This window comes from Micropruina sp. (assembly GCF_047606665.1).
Lineage (GTDB): Bacteria > Actinomycetota > Actinomycetes > Propionibacteriales > Propionibacteriaceae > Micropruina.
In genome coordinates this window covers 17116-40062 of record NZ_JASGEF010000029.1, presented here as the reverse complement: position 1 = coordinate 40062, position 22947 = coordinate 17116, and the positions used below count along the sequence as shown (strand labels likewise).

Sequence of the window (22947 nt, the reverse complement as noted above, 5' to 3'; positions counted from 1 at the left end):
CTGACCTGATTCGACCGCAACCAGGGATCGCTGGTGCCCGCAACGCGACGCGACCCGGGCTGCGAGGAAGGTGTCCTTGGCCCGGGACGCCGACAGCGGCAGCGCCGAGGGCACCTTTGAGGTAGGTGTTCCCGGGTCGGCATCGGCTGGACTTGACGATCCCGGCAGATTCGTTCGCGCCGGGGGCAACACCGGCCCAGGAAGTCAAATGAGCGGGTGTGGCGAACACGGTCATGTCGATGCCGATCTCGGCGATGATCCGTTCGGCGCGTTTGGAGATATCCATGCCGCAACAGCGTGGATGAACAACGTCCATCTCCCTACTCCTCCCTCCCCCAAGGCTGGGGACATCCGGGGTGTCAAGGGCCAGTGAGAACTGCCCAGTGGCGGACATGAAACCTGCCCGGTGGCGGCCTTGGGATCTGCCCAAGGGGGGCTGCGGCCGCCACCGGCCAGGACGTGTCAGGTCAACGGGCTCACCCCCTGACCGGTGAGTTCTTGGGTGAGTCGGACGGAGCCGCCGCTGGTCTGGCAGACGTGGGCGTGGTGGTGCGCACCTTCGGGCTGGATCTTGGAGATGGCTTGTCGGATCTCGTCGGGGGTGTAGCTCGCGGACGAGGGTGTGCTTGATGGTCCAGCCGGTGCGGGTCTCGAGTCCGTGACCTGGGCACGTTGACGGCGCCCTGACGGCGCCGACCTCGCGATGGTGGGGAATGCGGCTGGGCGTGGTGCGCACACTTTCCCACCTACCTGGACTCGCCGACGATTCGGTGACGAGCAGTCTGCAGGCTGCCGGGTCGGTGGGGCTATACATCTACACGTCGGCTTCGTCGACGAACAGCCCGATCGTCGCTGGGTTCGCGGCGTTTCGTCGTTGAGCCGATCTGACGTCATCAACGAGTCGAACGGACGTCAATGGGGCCCCGTGGAGATGACACTCCACGGGGCCCCGTTGACGTTGGTTGATCGGTCGATCGCGACTGACCGTGATCCGGCCGCCAACCGCAGGCCCGGAATCACGGTGTCGCGATCACCAGTTGCCGAGTACCTGACTTCCGGCCGGCCGGCCGATCGCGGACGCGACATCGGACGGCAGCCCGACGGCCACGCTGCTGGTGACCGACTTTACGGTGGAGGTCAGCTTGTTGTTCCCGTCGACGATGCTGGTGCCGACGTACTCGCGTCCGCGCGACTCCTGACCGGTCGTGGACTTGAAAGCAGCCAGGTTGGTGAACACGTACGGGTTGGGATTCACCTTGCCACGGCTCCAGATCGCGAGCCAGGTGGGCTTCGATGAGGAGAGTCGGCCGTAGACGTTGCCGTTGTAGGTGATGCCCATCTGCTCCGCCGTCTTGCTCGCGCTGTAGTCCTCGACGCAGACCAGACAGTTTGCGGCACTGGTCGGGTTGGCGATCACGTTGTTGCTGACGGTCACCGGGCCGAGGGTCCAGGGCATCGCCGGGTCGGGCCAGGCGATCCGCTTGTCGACGGCGGCGTCGTTGCGATTGGTGTTGCGTCGGGAGTCCTGGACGACGTTCAGCGGGCGGCCGTTGCCGACGAAGATGTTGTTCCAGATCTTGACGTCACTGGTGTTGTTCACCTTGATCCCGAACTCGCTGTTGCCGGTGAAGGTGTTGTCACCCACGATCGCCTTCGCGGAGATCTCCAGGAAGAGGCCGGTGCCGTCGTTGTTGCTGAAGTCGGACTGCCGGAAGACCGAGTTGTACACCGACATGTCCTCCCAGAACCCGTGGCCGTAGTTGCCGGAGAACTTGGATTCCGTGACAGTGATGCCACGGCTTACCCCGAGCTTGATGCCGCCGGAGACCGGCGCGTGGTTGAAGTGCTCGTCGTTGTTCTTGGTGGCGAGCACCCGTGTGAGCTTCAGGTTGTCGGCGTTCCGGCCATGGATGCCGAGCATGCCGGAACCCGTGATCGTCACCTGGTTGAGCTGGACATTCTCGCGCTGGACACTCAGACCGGTGGTCGCCGAATCGGCGACGACGACGTTTTCCAGTCGGATGCCGGGCTGCTCGAGGGTCACCGCCGCGATGTGGAACACTGACGGCGAGTAGCGGCGGATTCCGATTCCGCGCACGACGGTGTTGGCGGCGCGGACGTTGAGCGCCTTGATGATGGTGCTGGCGTCAACGGTCTTGCCGTTGGGATTGGTGCCGATGTAGAGCTTCGACGTCGACTCGTCGAGGTAGAAGGTGCCGTCTTTGACCAGGCTCTTCGACTTGACCTGCTGTAGCGGGCTGCCGTTGACGAACACCTGGTCGGGATGGGCGGCCATCGGGTAGGTGTTCTTGTTGACGAACTGCCAGTATGCGCTGGTGCCGTCGGGCGCGCCCTGGGTGTAGGTCGGCGAGTGATCGAATCGGGTGGTCCAACCGTCCTTGCGCCAGGTGGAGCCGTCCGCGACCCATCCGGTGACCGGCGTGGATCCGTCGAGCCACACGGCCTCCTTCGGGTAGTTCTGCAGGGTGACCTGCTTGCTGATCGTCACGGTCTCGCGGTAAACGCCGCCACGGACCACGACGGTGCCGCCGGAGGGGGCAAGGGCAACGCCGCGGGCGATGGTGCGGACGGGTGAGCTTGAGCTACCCGAGTTGCTGTCCTTGCCGCTGGTCGCCACGTAGATGGCGTTCGACGGCGCCGTGTAGCTGGCTGAGCCGACGGCGACCGAGCCTGCGGAGCCGCTGGTCGTGGCAGAGATGGTGGATGTGGTGGATGCTGAGGTTGTGGTGGGAGTCGGCGTCGAGGCCGCGGCCGCCGCCGCGACGGTGGCAGCGGTAGCGGCCGGCGCGTAGAAGGCGATCCCCTCCAGCGACCAGCCGGACGATGTCAGGGACTTTCCGGTGTCCGCGGTGCCGAGCCGGTGCTTCCCGTTCTTCACATACGAGTTGATCGGCTGAGTACGCCCGGAGACCGCGGAGGCCAGGGCGTAGTAACGGATGCCCTGGTCGACATAGCCGGCGGCGCGGGCCTTGCTGAAGGCGGCCGAACCGGCCAACGCATCGGTGAAGTCCACTTTCGACGAGTTCCACAGCCGGTGGACCGCGGTGAGACCGCTCGCGCTGGTGCTGGAGGCCTTGAAGGGGGTGCCGAGGTCAGTGGTGTAGCCGTACTGGCTCGCGGCGGTCTTCGCCTCGGCGGACCAGGGGGTGACCAAGCTGGCGCCGGTGCTCGGGTTGAGCCGCTGGTAGAGGGCATCGTCCATCACGGTCACGGTGTCGGCATGGGCCGGATACGCCGGGAAGGTGAGGACGAGTGGGACGGACAGGGCGGTCGCAAGGACGGCTCGGAGGGACGTTCGCAATTGGGGTCTCCTATGAGGGGTGCAAAGAGCATCGAGGCCGTCCCCCCGGACCAGGCCCGACTGCACCTTGAGGAGGCGCAGTCAACTCTCATGTTGTAGGTCGCTAGCATCCTAGATCATAAGAGTTAGCTTAAGCAATCTCATGCAACCCTCAACATTGCTTCAGGGGTCTAGACGACCGCCAAGCCACGCAGCCTGAGCGCCCCGTCGCTGGCCGAGCTGCCGATGTGGAAGTAGCCGCCCCGGAACCGGGAGTCCTTGGCGCTCAGCACCGTCCCGTCGTCGCGCGTCCAGCGGATCTCATCCGGGGTGACGTCGAGCGTCATCCGCGCCCATACGCCGCGCTTCATCGGCACACTGGACGTCGGCCCGACCAGCTGCCTGCCGTTCTTGTCACCTTCCACATGTGCGGCCAGACCCATCGTTCCATCGGCGCGAAGCATGGCGTGGTAACCGTCCGAGTCACCCAGTCGGTGCTCGTAGTAACGGTCGTCGGCGTGCCCGAACGCGATCGAGACATGCTGCCAGGTGTCGGACGGTATCGGGTCGAACGACGCGTCGAAGGCGATCCGATAGGACGTCGCGGTGATCGGAGCGAACTGACCCAGGGTGAGGAATGCCTGCTGCCCTCGAGTGGGAATCTCGATCACCCCGACCTCTGGCCACTGCAGGCTGAACGCGTCGCTCTCCGGATTCCGGGTCAGTGCTCCGGGGGCGAGTTGACCCGACGCCCAGTCGTCGGTCTTCGCCACGGGGACCGTGCGACCGGTGTATCCGCTGCACGAGATGACCATGCCCTGCACGCCGAGCAGAGAGAAGTATTCGATCTCGTGGCGGCGGTGGACCGGGGCCACCCAGATCGGGATGCCGGTGCGGACGGCGGCCTGGAGGATGTTCTGGGGTAGCAGGGTCAGATTGTCGCGTGCCGGAAGCATCAACGCGTCACGTCGCGGATCCAGCCGGGCGGCAACGGATTTGATCGCCGATTCGGTCGCCACCTCGGCACTGCCCAGGTAGGCAACCACCGGATGGCCGGCGTCACGGGCGGTCTCGATCCGCGGCGAGGCGTGGTCGAACTTCAGGATCACCGATTCCTTGATCTGCTGTTGCTCGAGCAACTCGATGAGGGGCTGGTAGGCGGCCTCGTCCTTGGCCTCGATGCACAGGATGACCTTGCCGCCGACCTCGTTGAGGACGTCGACGAGTCGGGGAATCGCCGGCATGTTGGCACCTTGCCAGCGCGGGCCGAGCCGGGCGATGGACACCCTGCCAAGGTCCAACTCGGTCGACGACTGGCTGCGGACTTCGCCCGTCAGGGTGGTGACTCGTTCCAGCGTGAGATCGTGGAGGCAGTACAGCACGCCGTCAGAGCTTTGTACCACCGAGATGTCTAGGCACTCGGCGCCCCATTCCAGCGCTTTCAGGTAGCCCGGCAGGGTGTGCTCCGGCATCACGCCGCTGGCGCCGCGATGGCCGATCGTGTAAGGCGGCTTGCGCCGATCGATCCAGGAGTTGACGGTGAGCCCGCCGGCGTCGGTCGGCGTCGGCGCAGGGGCCGGACGATTCGCGTATGCGGTGACAAGGGTGCCACCGATGCCGGCCCCGACGAGGGCGGATCCGCCGCCGATGAGCAGATCACGCCGGGACAGTGGGGTCATGTGTCTCCTGGGCGTCGGGACCAAGAAGGTCATCCTAGTGGCCTTGGCGTTGGGCATTCGGCCAAGGCGGGTGGTGAACTCGGGGCTGTGGCGTTCAGATTCTTGCGGTAGCCGCCTCGAAGAGCAGCGTGCCCAGACGCCTGCTCATCGTGTTTGTCAGGTGCACCCCGTCGGTCGTCACCGGCGTGGTTCCGATGAAAGCGGGGCACTGGCCGTCCACCGTGCAGGTCCAGGGCTGGGTGTCCAGGTAGACGGCCCCGCCCTGCTTGGCGGCGTCCTGTTCCAACGTCTTGAGCGTGTTCCACGATGTTGTGACGTCGGACAGGCAGTCCGGCGGGGAGCTCAGCGGAGTGGCACACGCCTTGATGTTCTGACGGTTGGGCGGCGGTGCGACCACGATCACCTTGGTGTCCTTCGATGCCAGTGACTTGATCGCCGCCGTCTCGGCCTGCTGGAACGCTGCCGACGCCTCCGCGCCCTGGGCGCCGACGATCCGGGTCAGCGTCTCGTTGGTGGTGGAGATGATCACGATGGCCGGCTTCAGTGCTTTCGCACGGGCCAGCGCGAACTGCTGGTGAGCTCGGCAGCTTTCGGTGAAGCCCATGTCGCGTCCTGTCGACACGACATCGATGCGCGCTGCCGGGCAGTCGTCGAAGGTGAGCCCTTGCACCGTCCAGCCTTTGCTTTCGAAGCCGGCGCGGGCCGCCGGGATCCAGCTGATCGCGGCCGAGTCGCCCAGGATTGCCACCGTCTTCTTTGGATCCTTGCCCTTGCCGAAGCGGCAGGTGGCCTCCTTGTCGGCACTGACCTTGGCGCAAGCGTTCCACTCGGCTGCCCGTGAGCCGGCCAGCTCGTCCAGGGACGGGTTCAGCTTGGGCCAGGCGGTGGCTACCACCGCCGCCTCGATCTGCCTCGTCCAGGCCGCGGGTGCTTCGCCGGGGAGTGCGGGCGCGCTCGTCGTGGCCGTGGTGCTGGGCCAGATCGGCTGGGCCGGGGGGCCGGGGACCCGTTGCGGAACCAGCGCGAACGCGACGGCGGCGGCGGCTGCCGTGGCCAGCACGATGCTGGTACCGATCCGCACTCGATCGGACATCACCATGGCGTCGTCCAGCCCGTCGGGGAGAAGGCCGTGTGATCGGACGACCGTGCCATCCGGCGGGAGGCGCTCACTGCTCCGCTCCCGTGGTAAGCATCGGCGTCTGCTGCGTCCGGGCGACGGACTCGAGGTCGCCGACGATCCGGACAGCGCCGGGATCCAGGCGATCGGCCATCGGGCCGAGCAGGATCAACCGAAGCTGACCGTCGGGGGAGGCGGCGATGCGGGCCAGCGGCCAGAGCAAGGCCACGAGGCCCAGTGCTCCGCCGACTGCGGCTCCGATGGCGATGTTACGCAGTGGGTCAGGGCTGGTCGGCGCGATCGGAGCCTGGGCTGGCTCGATGGCTTTGAAGTCGACCTGTGGTGCCGTGCCAGTGCCGGCTTCGAGGCCGGGGACCAGCTGGTCGAATTTGGTGGCCATGGCGGCGGCGATGAGCTGAGCCTGGCCAGGATCCGGATCCGTCGCTGTCACGGTGATCACGGCGGTGCCTGGCGGATTGGTCGCGGACACTCGCTCTGCCAGGTCGACGGCTGTCTCGTCGAGCCCGAGGTCTTCGATCACTCCGTTGAGCACGACCGGCGATGTTGCCAACTCGACGTAGGTGGCCATGCGTGCCGATACCATCATGGTTCCCTGATAGATGTCGGCCGCACGCAGCAATCGGCCTGCGGCGGTCGCGTACAAAGTGGCCGATGACTGATAACTGCGTGGCGCGAAGAAGTTCACCAGGCCGGCGATGACCAGGCCCAGAGCCAACAGATTGCCCGCGACGAGCAGACGATTCTTGATGCTGCGCACGTTTTCCCTCGAAGTCGTTGTATGCGACGGTTGCCACATGAATGAAGGAGTTGAATGACGGTCAGGCGAAGCCAGGGCCGAACGACGAGCCGGTGAGACATCGGGTAACGCCAGGGCTGTGAAACAGGTGAGAAAGGCTGTGCTGGCGTCGAACAGTCCGCTCTCCAGGATCCCGCGGAGCGAGAGGAAGAGAATCAGCGCCAGACGGAAGCCGCGCAGCTCACCGGGCAGTCGGGCAACCCGGTACACCCCGTAGACGATCAGCGCCAAGCAGGTGACGATGCCGAGATAGCCGCCCTGGACGAGTGCGGAGACCCAGCTGCTGTCCAGAATCTGGTGGGACCACCACTGTCCGGGTACCTCGATCTGCTTCAGCGTCAGGCCGCCACCAAGCCAGGTCTGCCATTCGGACGACTTGGGCATCAGCGCGGACTGCCAGGCGATTGTCCGGTTGCTCAGTGAACCGATGTCATCAGAACTGCCATCACGGGTGAGTGCTCCGGTGAGGGCGTCACTGTAGAGCAGCCCGAAGGCGACGATAGGCAGGCTGAGGACAAATGGGATGAACACCCGCAGATGGAACCGACGCGCGGTCAGCACCAGGACGGCCGCCGCGGGGAGGATCATCACCAGCGAAGTTCGCGAACCCGATGCGATAAGCGCCGTGCCGGCCAAGGTCAACACCACCAGGTCGACGGCGTTCTCGCGTCCGTTCGTGGCCCGATATAACAGCCATAGAATCGCGACCGCGCTGATCGCGGCGATTTCATTGGGATGAAGCGGCGGTATGCCTCCGGCCAGACGTCCGTCCGACGGTCTCAACCCACCTGTCAACACGCTCACCGCGGCAACGGTGGCCAACGCCCCGACCAGCCCAGCCATCACCGAGTAGCCGTCGTAACCGCTGAGCAGCAGATTGACGATCGCAATCAGAATCAGCACCCGCACGGCGATCACCGTCGAAGACAGCAAAGCGTCCTCGGCCCATCCCCCGAAAACGGTGATGCTCAGGTAGAGGGCCACCAGGATCGCGGGCCAGGCGGGCACCGTGAGACGGGGCCGGGTGCGGACCAGGAACCAGGCTGTGACCGCCGCTACCCCGCTGAGTAGGGCCTTGGTGATCACGACGCCGTCGAACGCGCCTTCGAAATAGGTTCCCGAGCGCCATGGCTCGGTGGCTACGACGGTGATCAGCATCGCGAGGTACGGCCCCTTCGCGAATGACCTTTGGGCACGGGGGAGGACCAGCATGACGACTAGACCTGAGTTCGTGACGACGGCGGGTCAAGCGCGCTGCCGCGTTTGCGTGGGGCTCGGACCCGAGCCGGCGCGCCGGTGCGGCTGGCGCTGGCGCCCGGTTCCGGTTCATCATCATGGGCGGCGACGGCCAGCGGGTCGTCCCCGAGCTTCTCGTTGGGATGGCGCAACCGGCGGGCCGAAACCAACGGCCGGCCGATCCGGTCGAACATGACCAACCCGACCAGCCCGAGACAGCCGGCGCTGAACGCGCCTAGACCGGCGATCAGCGCAGGCCGCGGGGTGGTGGGCGAGCGGGGAGAGGTCGCCTGTACCGCCACCTCGACGGTTACCGGCGACGAGCCGTTCACCGTTTCGATCTGGGTGATGTAGCGGGCCAGGTGGCGGGCTGCGGAGTTCGCCATGTCGCGAGCTCCGTCGGCGCTCCCCGCCTCTGCGGTCACCTGCACCAGTGGGGTGTCGATCGGGTTGCTCGCGGCCAGCTCGACTTGAAGGTCTTCAATGGTGGCGGTGTCACCCAGGTCGCTGCGAACCGCCTCGAGGACAGGCAGGCTGTCGACAAAGATCGGATAGGTTCGGGCTCGGCTGATTGCATACTGCGCCGCCTGGTAGTTGGCCGTCGAGTCCGTGCCCGGGATCCCTTTCACAAGGCTGGTCGCCATAGCGGTGTAGGTCGGCGGCAAGGCTCGCGCGCCAAGGTAGCCGCCAACCGCGCCGACAGCGACTAACGCCGCTAAAATAAGCCAATGGCGACGAGCAATTGTGCCGAGTTCTTGCATCGACAACGCTTCAGCCATTCAAAGCCCTCCAAGCGGTACGCCAGCATTCGTGTCCATATCGTACGCGGTGCGTGGCTATCGGGGCCATTTGGTCCTCTCGGCCAGCTGTTCGCGATGCGGGTCTCGAGTCCGGAGCGGCGCCGGCCTGTCAGTGATGACCTGACAGGACCGACGCCGCGGGGTGGGCCGGTGGCTGGGATCAGCGGGTGAAATCGAGCCCGGTCCTGGTGGTGCTGCCAGACAGGGTCTGGTTGGTGTAGGGCGCGTAGACGGAGTCGGTGACCGAGCCCTTCGCGACGCTGATCGTCACCAACCGGACCGGGTTGGTGGTCCGGCTGTGGTAGCACTGCAGGAAGCTGACGATCTTGTTGCCGTTGACCCCGGTGTCGGTCCGGGTCGCCGCCGTTCCGACGTGTCCGGAGAGCACCATCTTGATGTTCGGGTAGACCTTGATCAGGTTGTCGAAGAGGTACTTGGGTGAGGTGGAGCCATAGCCCCCGTTGCTCGTGCCGATCGTGCCGCTGCTGTCCATGTAGGAGTGGGTGGCGACGATCACGTTGTAGTCGAGGTTCGCGGCAACCACCTTCTTGGCCCACGCGATCGCGGCCGGACGTGCCCACAGCTCGAGGTTCAGCACCATCCACTTCTGCCCGGCCGCGGAGAACGTGCTGTAGCTGTTGTCGACCTTGCCGGCTTCGAACTGGCCCTTCATGTTGGTGAAGTATGACTCGGTGAAGGCGTTGTTGAAGGCCGTGGTGTCGCGCACGGTGACCGATGCATTGGCGCCGGGGCAGGCCGACCCTCCTGCGCAGACCGCGGCGGTGTCGTGGTTGCCGACAGTGAGCGAGTAGGGGATCTTGCCGTTCAGCGGTGAGAGGCCGTTCTTCGCGCGGGTGTACTGGGCCGGCGCCACATTGCCCCAGTCCACAACGTCGCCGACATGGGTGGTGAACTTGAGGTTGAGCCGCGAGGCGTTGTTGACCAGCCAGGTCGACCGGTTCTTGAACCGGGTGTCCGAGTCGGTCCAGGTCTCCTGCTGGGTATCGGGGATCACCGCGATGGTGAAGTCGTCACTGGAGGAGCTTCCGGAGACCTGCGCGGCGGAGGCAACCGACTGTGTCGCGGTGCTGGCCGCGCTTGAGGTGGTCGTTCCGGCCACCGCGTAGAAGATGCCGGAGCTGGCGGTCTTCCATCCGCTCGCTGCCAGCTTGTCCCGGTCCGTGGTTCCGACGGCGATCCGGGTCTTCGTCCCGTTGGACATCCGGTAGCCGGATGCCAGACAGCCGTTGCCGGTCGTGGCCGCGTAGAACTGGCGGAACTGGGCCTTGTACCCCTTGGCCTTGAGCTGGTTAAGGTCGCTGCCCTCCGCGGCCCAGGTGAAGTCGCGAGTGGTCGAGTTGTAGGCGCGCCAGACCGCGACCAAGCCGGTGCCACCCGCCCGCGAGGCCTTCAGGGCGACGCCGTCGCTGGTAGTGAAGCCATACTTCTTCGCGTCGTTGAGTTCGACGCTGTACTGGCTCAGCAGTGAACTCCCAGTGGTCGGGTTGACCAGCCGGGTCATCGGAACGGTGAACTCCGAACAGGTGCTGGAGACCGCGACGGCCGGGTTGACGCCGAGTCCGGCGAGGGCGAGTGGAGATGCGGCGACGACGACGAGCGTGCGCTTCCAGTGCTTCATGGGGGAACCTTAGGTGTGAGCGGGCGGGAACGGGGAGCAGCCTACATAACCTAAGTAAAGATGTGAAATCTCAGTCAAACCTCAGGTTTGGTGGGCGGTCGGAACGGTCAGGGCTAGTGGGGGCCGGATGTCATCGGTTCGTCTCAGGAGCGTCTCACCGTATTGTAAGTATTGGTGCTGGTCGGACGCTGTTTGGTGTGGGGAGCCTCGACCCAGTTCCGGCCCCTCTTGCGGCCCGAGTCGACCTCGATCAGGCGGACCGGATCGGTGGTCTTGGAGTGGTAGGTGGTCAGGAACGTGTTGTCCGCCTTGCCGGGTTCGAAGCTCCCTGCCGGGGCGCCGAGGTCCTGGGCGGTGAAGTACTGGTTGAAGGTTCGGGTGGCCAGCCGCTTCGATCGTCCGGCGAAGCGGTGGGTCGCCGCTCTTCTACACCTCGGGCTGGGTGTCCGGAATGACCGCGAAAGTGAACTTCTTGTCATTGGTGGAACGATCCGAGATCACCGGCTCGGGGACATTGGTGGGAGGGCCATGGTTGACCGGACTCGCTGCGACCTGGAATGCCACCGGCCCGTTCTTCCAACCGGTTGACGACAGGCTTGCCGGGGGTGATTTTCCTACCGAGGATCGATGGATGGATCCTCGTTCGGGAGCCCAGACGGCTTGACTGCACCAGGAGTTCTCGCGGGCGGCGTAGGCGGAGATTCCTTGGTCTGCATAGCCGGCCCGCAGCGTGGCGATCCGATCCGTCGCGGCCTCGTAGGAGAAATCGCTGCTTTGGTACAGTCGATGCACGTCCACCTGAGATTTCGTCCGGTACGCGGAAGCGTGTAAAACCGTCCCTCGGAAGTCGGTGTATCCGTCCTTCGAGGCATTCTTGGCTTCGGTGGCCGACCGGGTCGGCAGGCCGGCGCCGGTTTGCGGGTTGATGCTGGAATAGACCGGCTCGGTGAGAGCAGCGCAATCGAACATTGTGAGTGGATGGGCCGGCGACGGGGTAGCAACCGCAGTCGCGGCCGGTTCTAAAGTGGCGAGGGGGTGCACAAATGCGAAGCAGCGAGGTCATGGGGGTGGGCTCCTGCGTGGGGGTGGAGTTGTGTCACCCAGTGTGAGCTTCGGCATGGTCATTGTCAAAATTGCTCGAAAGTGACGCACGCGGGGCCGTCGTGGTCGTCGCAAATTCTAGGATTGCTATCCGTGACTAGCAATTCTCGGCGTACTAAATCGCGCAGACGGCTGCATGCCGCAGGCGTCCGCTCTGGCGGTCTGCAATCAGGCGAGGGGAGTGACCATCAGGTCAGCGATGCGCATCGTGACCGGCGCGGTCGCGCTACTCGACAGATAGGAGTTGAACCCGATGCCGCCGCCGGCCTGAAGCTGTGCGGTGGCGTCGGTGGCAGTCACGGCCCAGGTGCCGGGCTCGGCGCTCCCGTCGGGCCAGAGCCTGGCCGACAGGGCTGTGGACCCGGCGCTCGAGGTGACCTGGAACGCGATCCGGTAGCGCGCGTCCGCTGCCAGGACGAGGCCGGGCAGGGTGGCCGACCGGAGCACGGTCTCGGTGGAGCCGACCTTCCGTGCCAGAACCAGCTGGAACGCGCCGGATGGACTCACCACCACTTTCAGCCGGTAGTCGTTGCCGTTGGCTTGCCGGCGGACCAGCACGGTGCCGTAGATGGTGCCCGCGCTCGCCGTCCTGCTCCACGCCGTGCTGGCGCGGAGGTCGACGTTGGTGCCGTTGACCGCCAAGCCGGTCTCCGCGGATGTCCCCGGCGTGCTGAGAATGTGGTTCCCGGCTCCGTTCGACACGCTGTAACGGCTGCCGGTGCCCGTCCAGGTCCCGCCGACCTCCGCGGCTCCCCACCCGTTGGCGAACGAACGGGCGAAGGTATCGGACGCGATGATCGGGGTTTCCGGAGGCGTGGCGGCGACGGTGACCGATCGGGTGGCGGAGGCGGTGCTGCCGTCGTCATCGGTGACGGTGAGCGTGATGGTGAACGTGCCGTCGGAGGCGTAGGTGTGCGTTGTCGACGGGCCGGTCGCCGTCGCGCCGTCGCCGAACTGCCAGGCATAGGCGGCGATGGTGCCGTCCGGATCGTGGGAGCCCGTGCCGCTCACGGCCACGGTGCGTTCGTCGATCGACGGGGCGGCGATGACGGCCGTGGGCGGCTGGTTCGCGGGCGGCTGGGCGTCCGGACGGGTGACCGTGAAGCGATCGAAGGTCGCCGTCGCCGGGCCGGCTGCGGAACCGGACGGATAGACGTCGATGCCGAGACTGCCGGCCTCCTGCAACCCTGCGGTCGAGTCCGTCGCGCTCACGGTCCATGCCGCGGGCTCGCTCTGGTCGAGTCGCCACAGCTTGGCCCGCAGCGTGGTCGGCGACGATCCGTCGAGCTCGAATTTGAGCCTCAGATACTGCCCGGACGAGATGGTCAGTCCGCTGATCGTGGTCGACGCCAGAGAGACCTCCGACCCGGTGTAGCGGATCAGCGAAAGGTTCACACCGCCACCGGCCAGATAGCGGATCTTCGCGCGATAGCTTCCCGCGTCGGCGATGCGGCCCAGTACCGATACGTAGGTTCCCGAGCCGGTGGCCACCGGACTGACCGCGAGATCGGTCTGAACGACGGCGTCCGCGACCGAGACCGTCGGCAGGCGTACGCCGCGGGTCGACCCGGCCGGGGCGACGATGCGGCCCACGGCGCCATCGACCGAGAACGCGGTCGCTCCGCTGGTGTACTGCCAGGCCTGGCCGGCCGTGGTGGCGCCCCAGCCGTTGGTCACGTTGCGGGTGAACGTGTCGTCCACCACGGACGCCGACGGCGCGGTCCGCACCTCCCAGACCGGCGAGGTGGTGCTGTCGTCGCCGTCGCTGGTCACGGCCCGCCATTCGTACCGACTGTCCTCGTCGAGGCCCGTCCAGGGCCGGCTTGCGACAGTCCCGGACGGAACCGTTGCCGTCCCGATCGTCTCGAACGGTGCCGGCTGGGTGGTGGCGAGAGCGAACGGCAGGGTGAACTGCGAGTCGGCGTCCGTCTCGAATGTGCCGAGCTTGGGCGAGTAGGTGTGCGCCGTCATCGTGTTGGCCACGGGGTCGAAGGTGTAGTAGCGAAGCCAGCCGTCGCCACCGTTCGCCCGGCTTTGATAGTCGGACAGAATCTGCTGGACGGGCTCGCCGCATCGATTGAGGTCCGAGCGATTGGCTTCGCCCGCGTCGCCGTTGTGGAAATGCCCGTTGAGGACCAGCTTGATCTGGCATTGCTGCGAGACGAAATCGGTCCACAGCTGATTGGCCGATGTGCCGCCGGGCCGCTCCGGGGTCGTCCGGCGCAGCCCGTTGACGCCGACGAAACTATGAGTGACCAGGATCGCTATCCGATCCGGATAGGCGGCCAACACCTTGGCCGCCCAGTCGGTCGCGTAGCTGGGGGCTTCCCATTCGAGATTGAGCACCAACCAATCGCGCCCACCCGCGGAGAACAGCGCAAAGTTGTTCATGTTGCGCCGGTCGACCGGGTCGGGACCGAAGAGATTCTGTCCGAGATAGCCGCCGTAGCGGGTGGTGCCCGGCGTCCAGGACGCGTTCAGATAACGCGACGGCGGAAAGAACTGGTCATACTCGGTGAACGCGCCGGTGTCCTCGTGGAAGTCGTGGTTGCCGGCCACGACCGTGTTCGGCATTCCGGCGTCGTCCATCACCTTCATGGCCGTCGAGGTATGGCCCCATTGGGTCAGATTGTCTTCCTCGCTGACCAGATCGCCCAACCCGACCACCATGGCCGTGTTCAACTGGCTACGGGTGTCAAGCACCCACTGTGCCTGCTGGACCATCGTTCCCTGGCGATTGTTGTAGGTGTAATTCTGTACGTCCGGAATCGTAACGAGCGTGAATGGATCCGCGTCGCCGAGAACCGGGACGGTGGCGCCTCGCTTGCGCCCCTCGAATCTTACTTGGAGGTCGCCACCGTCGGGATCGTTCGGCCGCACCGACAGTGTGAGTCCCGCGGCGGTCGCCGTCGACCCGTCGGCCGGCGAGACCAACTGTGCGACGTCCGGTGCTGCCGCCATCGATGGGGCGGCCGACAGCATGGTCGAGAGCAGGGCGCCGGACACCGCTGCGGCAACGATTCGAATGGCCCTCATTGCGCCAGACCCTCTCAGCCGATCTGTTCATCGTCGAACGACGGTCTGGGGGCCCCGCCGAGGACAGTGTCGACAGCGCAGATGTCGATGTCAACGGGCATTTGTGCGTAGGGAACCGCTTCCCTAGCGCGGTCAGGTCAGTCGGCGGGCCTCCAGGTAGTACCTCTTGTCCTGTGCCTCGCCGAGCGAGAAGGTCTTTCGGGGCAGTGCCCCGTCGGCGACGATCGAGGCGAAGAACGAGTCCTTGGAGACCGGCGGCAGCAGCAGGCCGAGATTGCCCGGACGGCGTCCGAGATCCTCGGTGACGTCGGCGCCGTGAATGTAGTCGACCTCGGCGAGCTGGTTGTCGAGAAGGGAGTCGATCGTCCGCTGCAGGGTTCCGGCGGCGATGCTCGCACTCGGGCCATCCAGCGAGTAGACGGCGAAGCCGTCCTCGTCCAGGTAACCGAAGCGTTGGGTGTCCGTGGACTCGATCGCGGCAAGCACCTCGTCCCTGGACGAGGCAGCAGATCGGGTGAATCCCCGGCATTGAGCAGCCAGGACCTGCTCGAACACCGCGCGGTCGGTGTGAAAGAGCACCCGATGGATCGGCTCGAACTCCAGGCCGGCATCGTGGATGTTCTCCAGCTCCACCAGGCAGTAGCGCGCCGGATGACTCTCCAGTTCGTCGGGCGACAGGGAGGGCTTCACGTTCTCCCAGATGCTCTTCGCGGTGGCGAAGCTGTGGTTGCCGTCGCCCATCGCGAACAGCAGCGGATTTGCCGGGTCAAGAGAGTCGAGCAGCTGGCCCAGCCCCAGGGCGACCCCGGTCAGATCGTTGGTCGAGCTCACTGCCCAGCCGGTGACCCTGCCACCGTCCAGCATCAGGTCGGTGTCGTACAGCTCGGTGAGGCGAGAGGTGGCGGCGGCCAGCGGTTCGATCACCGCGCGGGCACCGTCGCTGATCAGCACCATGATGTGGGGCAATTCGAGGACGGCGCCCTCGCGGACCAGGACGCGCGGTGGCAGCCGGTCCAAGATCGTGCCTTCGGTGGCCCGGATCAATGTCCTCGAGTCCGGCTCCCAGGAATACTGCTCCAGGTCGAGCGCCACCATCAGCCCCCACCGGACGACGCCATGGCCGGTCTCGCGACGCACCAGGACCATGGTGGCCGGGTGCGTCGTGAACAGGCCGTCGGCGACGTACTGCCGCATCGCGGCATTGATCGACGCGATCCGGGCGTCGGCGTCCGGTTCTTCCAGGTATGCCTCGGGAAAGATCAGGTTCAGCGTCGACGGCTTGCCGTCGGCAACCGTGGCGACCTGCTGCCAGTACTCGGGCTGGCTGGTGAATTGGTCGCAGGCGACGACCGCCCAGGCGTTGAGATCGACGCCGGGGCGGGGCAGCAGGATGTCCGGCACCCGTACCCCGACCCGTGCCAGTGCGGCGTGCAGGTCCATGACGGCCACGTTAGCGAAGCCGGACGGGCTCCATGGCCCGGATCAGCCCGCGAGGTACGCCACCAACCGCTCGTCGGCGTCCACCAGGGTGAACCCGGACGCCTGCAGCTTGGCGAGGTCGAGGGTGCTGTGCACCGGACGTGGCGCCATCGTCTTGCCGGCGAAGTACTCCGCGGTGCTCACCTCGGTGACGTCCGAGGCGGGGCGTCCTCGCAACTCGAAGACCCGCTTCGCGATGGCGGCCCAACTCATCACCGGCCCGGCGTTGGTCAGGTTGTAGACCCCGCTGGGCGCGTCCGAGCCGACCAGATGGGCGATCCCGGCGGCCAGATCGGCGGTGAAAGTGAGCCGTCCGAACTGGTCGCCGACCACGCTGGGTTTCACCCCGCGCTCGGCCAGCGACGCCATGGTGCGGACGAAGTTGCCGCCGTCCCCGATTACCCAACTGGTCCGGACGATCCAATGCCGGGGGAGGGTCGCGACCAGCGCGTCCCCCGCGGCCTTGGTCTGCCCGTACACGCCGAGCGGGCTGAGCGGCTCGTCCTCGCTGTGCGACGTGGCGGTGCCGTCGAAGACGTAGTCGCTGGAGACGTGCAGCAACGGAATCCGGTGGGCGCGGGCGGTCTTGACCAGCCGTCCCAGACCGGTCACGTTGACCGCCCAGGCCGCGCGGCGTCCCTCGTCGGTCTCAGCGGCGTCGACCGCGGTGTAGGCGGTCGCGTTCACGATCAGCCCGACCTGGCTCCACGGAACGCCGCCGAAGCTGGCCGGGTCCGTCACGTCGAAGTCCGGACGCCGCAACGGCAGCGCGTCGGGCCAGGTCGCCAGCAGTGCGCGTCCGAGCTGCCCGGACGCGCCCACCACCACCGTGCGCTTGGCGGGCATCGGGACCACGTCGCCCAGCAGTGGGTGGGCGCGGTCGGCGTCCGAGATCTCGGCCTCGGCCAAAGGGATCGGCCACGGGATCGCCACCGTCGGGTCGGCCAGGTTGAGATAGGTGTATGAAGCCCGAGCCTCGGGGCTCCAGTGGTCGTTGACCAGATAGGAGTAGACGGTGCCCGGCTCCAGCGCCTGATAGCCGTTGGCCACCCCGCGAGGGACGAAGACGGCCGTGTCGGGCCCCAACTCCACGGTGACGGAGGTGCCGAAGCCAGGCCCCGGCCGGAGGTCCACCCAGGCGCCGAAGATGCGTCCGGTGGCAAGCGAGATCAGCTTGTCCCAGGGCTCGGCGTGCAGGCCGCGGGTGCTCCCGGCTGCGGCGTTGAACGACATGTTGTTCTGCACCGGGCCGAAATCGGGCAACCCGAGGGCAGTCATCTTCGCCCGCTGCCAGTTCTCCTTGAACCAGCCGCGCGCGTCACCGGGCATCGGCAGTTCGATGACCAGCAGACCCGGGATCGCGGTCTGCCGAACGGACAACTCCGCCATCACTGGCCCGTCGTGGCGTACTTGGCTTCGGTGGCCGCCTTCACCGGACGCCACCAGGCCTCGTTGGCGCGGTACCAGTCGATCGTGTCGGCCAGGCCCGACCGGAAATCGGGGAAGCGCGGCGTCCAGCCGAGTTCGGTGCGCAGCCGAGTGGCGTCGATGGCGTAGCGCAGATCGTGCCCCGGGCGGTCGTTGACGTGGTCATAGGCGTCCGCCGGCTGGCCCATCAGTTCCAGGATCAGCTCGATTACGGTCTTGTTGTTCAGCTCGCCGTCGGCGCCGATCAGGTAGGTCTCGCCGATCCGGCCGCGGTCGATGATGTCGAGGACTGCCGAGTTGTGGTCGTCGACGTGGATCCAGTCGCGGACGTTCAGGCCGGCGCCGTACAGTTTGGGCCGGACGCCGTCGATCACGTTGGTGATCTGCCGCGGGATGAACTTCTCGACGTGCTGGTAGGGACCGTAGTTGTTGGAGCAGTTGCTGATCGTCGCCTGGACGCCGAAGCTGCGAACCCAGGCCCGGACCAGCAGGTCGGAACCGGCCTTGGTCGAGCTGTAGGGGCTGGACGGGTTGTAGGGCGTGGTCTCGGTGAACTTGGCCGGGTCGTCGAGCTCGAGATCGCCGTACACCTCGTCGGTCGAGATGTGGTGGTAGCGCTTCTCGTGCCTGCGGACGGCCTGCAGCAATTGATAGGTTCCGACTAAGTTTGTCTGAATGAACGGCGCCGGGTCGTTGAGCGAGTTGTCGTTGTGCGATTCGGCGGCGAAATGCACGGTGACATCGTGTGCGGCGACCAGTTGGTCGACGAGTGCACCGTCGCACACGGAGCCGACGACCAGGCGGAAGCGGTCTTCGGGCAGCCCCTCGAGCGAGGCCGGATTCCCCGCGTAGGTGAGGGCGTCCAGCACCGTCACCGTGTGGTCGGTGTGTTCCAGGACATGCCGGACGAAATTGCAGCCGATGAACCCGGCTCCGCCGGTGACGAGAAGCGACGACATGGTCGGCATCCTATTGGTTTTCGCCGGCTCGTTTTTGCGCGGCGCTGGTTCATGGAAGGATGCCAGGCATGCGCGGCATCATTCTGGCGGGTGGCTCCGGCACTCGGCTCCACCCCATCACCCTCGGCAGCAGTAAACAGTTAGTACCGGTATATGACAAGCCGATGATCTATTACCCCTTGTCGACCCTGATCTTTGCGGGCATCTCCGAGGTGCTGGTGATCAACACCCCGCACGAGCAGGCCGCGTTCCAGCGGTTGCTCGGCGACGGCTCACAGTTCGGCATCTCGATCAGCTACGCCGTCCAACCCGAACCCAAGGGCCTCGCCCAGGCGTTCACCATCGGCGCCGATTTCCTCGACGGCGACGCCTGCTGCCTGGTGCTGGGCGACAACATCTTCTACGGCCAGGGTCTCGGCACCCAGCTCAAGCGCTTCAACGACGTCGATGGCGCGGTCGTGTTCGGCTACTGGGTGGCCGATCCGACCGCCTACGGCGTGGTCGAACTGGACGCCAGCGGCCTGGCGGTCTCGATCGAGGAGAAGCCGCAGCAGCCCAAATCGCACTACGCCGTCCCCGGTCTGTACTTCTACGACTCCGATGTGGTGCCGATCGCGCAGAACCTGGCGCCGTCGCCGCGCGGCGAGTACGAGATCACCGACGTCAACCGGGTCTACCTGGAGGACCGGAGGCTGCAGGTCTCGATCCTGCCGCGGGGGACCGCCTGGCTGGACACCGGAACCTTCGATTCCCTGAACGACGCCAGCAACTTCGTCCGCACCATCCAGGCCCGGCAGGGTCTGCAGGTCGGCTGCCCCGAGGAAGCTGCCTGGCGGCAGGGCTTCCTGTCCGACGAGGGGCTCGCCGAGCGGGCGGCCGCGCTGGCGAAGTCAGGGTACGGCGCCTACCTGTCGTCGTTGCTGCTGCCCTGACCTTTGGTGAGCTGGCCGCGCTCGGCCAACTCATCGACGATCCGGGCGTACATCTCTTCATCGATGCGGTACTTCGCCCGATAGATGAGGTAGCCGGCGACGATCAGGATCGGCGGCAACACCAGCATCGCCATCCGCATCATCAACAGTCCGCCGGGCGTCACGTCGTCCCGGGTGGCGGCGGAGTTGATGCCCGACAGCACCACCACGACGCTGACGATCTGGGTGCCCAGCGCGGCGCCCACCTTGTTGATGAACGGTTGCAGGGCGAAGGTGACGGCCGCGTTGCGGTTGCCCAGCTTCCAGTGCCCGTACTCGATGCAATCGGTCAGAAAGACCAGCATCAGCACGACCACGAACGACTGCCCGACGAACAGCAGCAGACCGGCGGCGCCGATCCAGACCATGTCCATCGGGGAGAAGAAGAACAGCAGGTAGCCCGCCACCATCGTCGTGGTCGCGCCGGTGTAGAGCGTGCGCCGGCTGAATCGGCGGCGGAACAGTGGGAAGACCAGGAATCCGGTCAGCTGCGCGACGCCCAGCACGGCGCCGAACGGGGTGTACATGGCTGCGTCCCGGTAGGCGTACTTGAAGAAGTAGACGCCGAACGAGGTGGTGGTGACGTAGCCGGTCATGAACAGCACCATCGCGATCGCCGTCCACAACAACTGATCGTTGCCGGTCACCACCCGCCACAGGCCGCGCAGGGTGACCTTGGGCTGCTCGACGGCCAGCCGGGGTTCGCGGACGCCGAACAGCGTGACCAGCTGCCCGGCCAGCATGATCGCGACGACGGCCGCGGTGAACAGGAACCAGGCACGGGTGTCGTCGCCGAGCGCGCTGGTGACGGGGAGGATCGCCACCACGACGCTGAACAGCCCGATGGTGGCGAAGATCTTGGCCAGTGCGCCGATGCGTTCCCGTTGTTTCTGGTCGAGGGTGAGGGCCGGCAGCAGTGCCCAGTAGGGAATGTCGTTCATCGTCCAGGTCAGGCCCCAGAGCAGATAGATCAGGGCGAACGCGATCACGTAGCTGGTGTCCGGAAGGCCGAGATCGGTGAACAGCAGCAGGGTGCAGACCGCCGAGGCCAGCGCGCCGACCGTGATCCAGGGCTTGTAGTGTCCCCAGCGGCTGCGGGTGTTGTCGACGATGGAGCCCATCACGATGTCCATCACGGCGTCGAACAACCGGGCCCCGAGAATCAGCCACCCCGCCCACCAGACGAATGAGTCGGACGCGTTCAGTACCTCGCTGAGGAAGACGATCAGGTACAGGCTGACCAGCGCATAGACCATGTCGCGACCCAGCGTGCCGACGCTGAACGCCCAGCGGTTCCGAGCGAACAAGGCGTCGGATGAACTCGTGGGCCTCGGTGCCATGCCTCAGGGTAGAGCGGATGGATGGATCTCGGTAGATCGGCGCGGACGACGGCATGGCCAGACGTTCGTCCCCAAGGCGGCTGGCAGCGATATCGTGTCGCACGTTGTCGGACGCCTGTCGTGCCGCGCGGGCACTGAGCGAGACCCGGAGGGACCCGCGGAAGAGGGCTCATGTTAGCCTGACTAAATAACGGTCGAAGAGTTCTGGTGGCCGGGTCCGACGCACTGCCGCGTTGTGGAACTTACGTCCGAGGGGAAGTGACCATGCCTCGAAAGGGTGCTGTCCGCACGCCGCCCACCGGACGGAGGTGGGTCGCACCGATCGTTCTCGGGTCCGTCCTGATGTCCGTCGCGGTGGTCGCATCCGACGCGGCGACGGCGAAGGTTCCGCCGGTGCGCGATCGCACTGCACGCATGGTGACCGCCGACGCGCTGCCGACCGTGCAGATCGACGGTGTGGTGTGGACCCAGGTGATGATCGGCAACACCGTCTTCGCCGGCGGGGAGTTCACCGCGGCCCGGCCTGCCGGCGCGCCGACAGGCAGCCAGGAGACCCCGCGTGGGAATCTGCTTGCCTATGACCTCACCACCGGTGAGTTGAAGACGACGTTCGCGCCCGGTGCGTTCAACGGGCCGGTGAAAGCGTTGGCGGTGTCCGCCGACAAGAAGGTCCTCTATGTCGGCGGGGACTTCACCATGGCGGGGACGACGGCCCGTGGCCACTTCGCGGCATTGGATCCGTCGACGGGTGCCTTGCGGACGCCGAAGGCGTCGTTCAACGGCTCCGTCAACGCCCTTGCGGTGAATTCCACGACGGTCTTCGCCGGCGGCACCTTTACTTCTGCCGGTGGTAAGAAGCGCACCCGTCTGGCGGCGGTCAATGCGGGTTCGGGCAAGCTCACTGCCTGGAAGGCCAGTGCCAATCGGACGGTCAAGGCGCTGCTGCTGACCTCCGGCAGCAAGCTGCTGGTGGTCGGCGGCTCATTCACCAAGCTGAACTCCACGAAGGCGTCCGGCTCGGGCGCAGTCAGTCCCACCACTGGCAAGACCAAGACCTGGAAGGTCAACAAGGTGGTGAAGAACGGCGGCAAGGCATCTGCCATTCTGGCCCTGGCCACCGACGGCAGCACCGTGTATGCCGGCGCCTACACCTATGGCACGGGGAACTTCGAGGGCGTCTACGCGGCATCGAGCACGGACGGCACTCTCCGCTGGTTGCAGGACTGTCATGGCGACGCCTACGGCGTAGTGCCGATCGGCGATGTGGTCTACAGCGTCGGACACGCGCACTATTGCTCCAACATCGGCGGTTTTCCCGACACCAGCGACAACTCCCAATTGCGTAGCGCCTGGTACCGGGGGATCGCGGTGACCAAGACGGCCGAGGGCACCGTCGCCAAGAACACGCAGAAGTCGGCCAAGACCTACACCGATTTCAAGGGCAAGCCGGCGCCGTCGTTGCTGAATTGGTTCCCGCACATCTCGGCGGGCACATACACAGGCATGTTTCAAGGAGCATGGTCGATCGTGGGTAATGGCACCTATCTCGCGCTCGGCGGCGAGTTCCCGAAGGCCGGCGGGGTGGCTCAGGAAGGCCTCGTGCGGTTCGCCATCTCGACCGTGGCGCCGAACAAGGTCGGGCCCGCCGAAGATGACTCGGGACTCGTCCTGACTGCCACGCCTCAGCCCGATGGACGCGTCGTCCTGGAGTGGAACCAGCTGTGGGACCGGGACGATCTGACGCTGAGCTACGCACTCAGCAGGGACGGCACGGTGATCGACACCCAAACGGTCTCGGTGCCGTTCTGGAAGCGATCGACGATGTCGTTCACCGATGACGAAGTGACGCCGGGGGAGTTGTCGAACCCCGAGTATCAGGTCACGGCGTCCGATCCGGACGGAAACAGTGTCGTCTCATCGGTGGTCCGGGTGGTTCGGCCGAGTGGCCCGGATTCTCGTCCGCCGAACGGTGACCCCGAGCCGGCGAGGAAGGACCGGGTCGTCGCGACCACCACGGGCCGGAAGTGATCGCGGGCGGTACGCG

14 protein-coding genes and 1 pseudogene are annotated in these 22947 nt (G+C 66.1%); 2 read left to right on the top strand and 13 right to left on the bottom strand.

Annotated features, from left to right (window positions below):
* Positions 1 to 9: 9 nt before the first annotated feature.
* The 12 genes and pseudogenes from QM619_RS06495 to rfbB all read right to left on the bottom strand — a co-directional run.
* Positions 10 to 268, bottom strand: a pseudogene (locus QM619_RS06495) (transposase); the annotation flags it as partial.
* Positions 269 to 1030: 762 nt separating this feature from the next.
* A complete protein-coding gene (locus QM619_RS06490) occupies positions 1031 to 3322 on the bottom strand; it encodes a right-handed parallel beta-helix repeat-containing protein (protein ID WP_415105653.1) in 2292 nt (763 codons plus the stop codon).
* Positions 3323 to 3492: 170 nt separating this feature from the next.
* Positions 3493 to 4980 carry a glycerophosphodiester phosphodiesterase gene (locus QM619_RS06485; RefSeq protein ID WP_415105650.1) on the bottom strand — a complete coding sequence of 496 codons (1488 nt, stop codon included), beginning with the start codon at positions 4978 to 4980 and terminating at the stop codon, positions 3493 to 3495.
* Positions 4981 to 5074: 94 nt separating this feature from the next.
* On the bottom strand, positions 5075 to 6073 hold the full coding sequence (locus tag QM619_RS06480) for an SGNH hydrolase domain-containing protein (protein ID WP_415105647.1): 999 nt from the start codon (positions 6071 to 6073) through the stop codon (positions 5075 to 5077).
* A gap of 73 nt (positions 6074 to 6146) precedes the next feature.
* Positions 6147 to 8072: an O-antigen ligase family protein gene (locus tag QM619_RS06475; RefSeq protein WP_415105645.1), complete on the bottom strand. Its 1926-nt coding sequence runs from the start codon at positions 8070 to 8072 to the stop codon at positions 6147 to 6149.
* Positions 8073 to 8131: 59 nt separating this feature from the next.
* A complete protein-coding gene (locus tag QM619_RS06470) occupies positions 8132 to 8929 on the bottom strand; it encodes a YveK family protein (RefSeq protein WP_415105642.1) in 798 nt (265 codons plus the stop codon).
* Positions 8930 to 9110: 181 nt separating this feature from the next.
* Positions 9111 to 10589, bottom strand: a complete 1479-nt coding sequence (locus QM619_RS06465; protein WP_415105639.1) for a metallophosphoesterase — start codon at positions 10587 to 10589, stop codon at positions 9111 to 9113.
* Positions 10590 to 11015: 426 nt separating this feature from the next.
* Complete coding sequence (locus QM619_RS06460) at positions 11016 to 11558, bottom strand: hypothetical protein (RefSeq protein WP_415105636.1); 543 nt, start codon at positions 11556 to 11558, stop codon at positions 11016 to 11018.
* A 300-nt stretch (positions 11559 to 11858) separates the two neighbouring features.
* On the bottom strand, positions 11859 to 14726 hold the full coding sequence (locus tag QM619_RS06455; RefSeq protein ID WP_415105634.1) for a PKD domain-containing protein: 2868 nt from the start codon (positions 14724 to 14726) through the stop codon (positions 11859 to 11861).
* 132 nt (positions 14727 to 14858) lie between these two features.
* Positions 14859 to 16166, bottom strand: coding sequence for a DUF1015 domain-containing protein (locus QM619_RS06450; RefSeq protein ID WP_415105632.1), 1308 nt, complete (start codon positions 16164 to 16166; stop codon positions 14859 to 14861).
* Positions 16167 to 16208: 42 nt separating this feature from the next.
* Positions 16209 to 17594, bottom strand: a complete 1386-nt coding sequence (locus QM619_RS06445; RefSeq protein ID WP_415105629.1) for a sugar nucleotide-binding protein — start codon at positions 17592 to 17594, stop codon at positions 16209 to 16211.
* The gene (rfbB, locus tag QM619_RS06440; RefSeq protein WP_415105626.1) at positions 17594 to 18592 is read right to left on the bottom strand and encodes a dTDP-glucose 4,6-dehydratase; all 999 of its coding nucleotides are present in this window, start codon (positions 18590 to 18592) and stop codon (positions 17594 to 17596) included. The genes QM619_RS06445 and rfbB overlap by 1 nt, the downstream gene beginning before the upstream one ends.
* A 68-nt stretch (positions 18593 to 18660) precedes the next feature.
* Between rfbB and rfbA the strand changes: the two genes are divergently transcribed.
* Positions 18661 to 19524, top strand: coding sequence for a glucose-1-phosphate thymidylyltransferase RfbA (rfbA, locus tag QM619_RS06435; protein ID WP_415105623.1), 864 nt, complete (start codon positions 18661 to 18663; stop codon positions 19522 to 19524).
* Here rfbA and QM619_RS06430 read toward each other — a convergent pair.
* Positions 19497 to 20903: a glycoside-pentoside-hexuronide (GPH):cation symporter gene (locus QM619_RS06430; protein ID WP_415105620.1), complete on the bottom strand. Its 1407-nt coding sequence runs from the start codon at positions 20901 to 20903 to the stop codon at positions 19497 to 19499. The genes rfbA and QM619_RS06430 overlap by 28 nt on opposite strands.
* Before the next feature lie 393 nt (positions 20904 to 21296).
* On the opposite strand from QM619_RS06430, the gene QM619_RS06425 reads away from it, so the two are divergent.
* On the top strand, positions 21297 to 22931 hold the full coding sequence (locus tag QM619_RS06425; protein ID WP_415105617.1) for a hypothetical protein: 1635 nt from the start codon (positions 21297 to 21299) through the stop codon (positions 22929 to 22931).
* The last annotated feature ends 16 nt before the right edge of the window (positions 22932 to 22947 follow it).

What these genes read in the sequence shown, in the direction of transcription:
- QM619_RS06445 (WP_415105629.1), bottom strand. Translation starts at nt 17,594, where the DNA reads ATGGCGGAGTTGTCCGTTCGGCAGACCGCGATCCCGGGTCTGCTGGTC.
- QM619_RS06465 (WP_415105639.1), bottom strand. Translation starts at nt 10,589, where the DNA reads ATGAAGCACTGGAAGCGCACGCTCGTCGTCGTCGCCGCATCTCCACTC.
- QM619_RS06450 (WP_415105632.1), bottom strand. Translation starts at nt 16,166, where the DNA reads ATGGACCTGCACGCCGCACTGGCACGGGTCGGGGTACGGGTGCCGGAC.
- QM619_RS06485 (WP_415105650.1), bottom strand. Translation starts at nt 4,980, where the DNA reads ATGACCCCACTGTCCCGGCGTGATCTGCTCATCGGCGGCGGATCCGCC.
- rfbA (WP_415105623.1), top strand. Translation starts at nt 18,661, where the DNA reads ATGCGCGGCATCATTCTGGCGGGTGGCTCCGGCACTCGGCTCCACCCC.
- QM619_RS06430 (WP_415105620.1), bottom strand. Translation starts at nt 20,903, where the DNA reads ATGGCACCGAGGCCCACGAGTTCATCCGACGCCTTGTTCGCTCGGAAC.
- QM619_RS06480 (WP_415105647.1), bottom strand. Translation starts at nt 6,073, where the DNA reads ATGTCCGATCGAGTGCGGATCGGTACCAGCATCGTGCTGGCCACGGCA.
- QM619_RS06470 (WP_415105642.1), bottom strand. Translation starts at nt 8,929, where the DNA reads ATGGCTGAAGCGTTGTCGATGCAAGAACTCGGCACAATTGCTCGTCGC.
- QM619_RS06475 (WP_415105645.1), bottom strand. Translation starts at nt 8,072, where the DNA reads ATGCTGATCACCGTCGTAGCCACCGAGCCATGGCGCTCGGGAACCTAT.
- rfbB (WP_415105626.1), bottom strand. Translation starts at nt 18,592, where the DNA reads ATGTCGTCGCTTCTCGTCACCGGCGGAGCCGGGTTCATCGGCTGCAAT.
- QM619_RS06455 (WP_415105634.1), bottom strand. Translation starts at nt 14,726, where the DNA reads ATGAGGGCCATTCGAATCGTTGCCGCAGCGGTGTCCGGCGCCCTGCTC.
- QM619_RS06460 (WP_415105636.1), bottom strand. Translation starts at nt 11,558, where the DNA reads ATGTTCGATTGCGCTGCTCTCACCGAGCCGGTCTATTCCAGCATCAAC.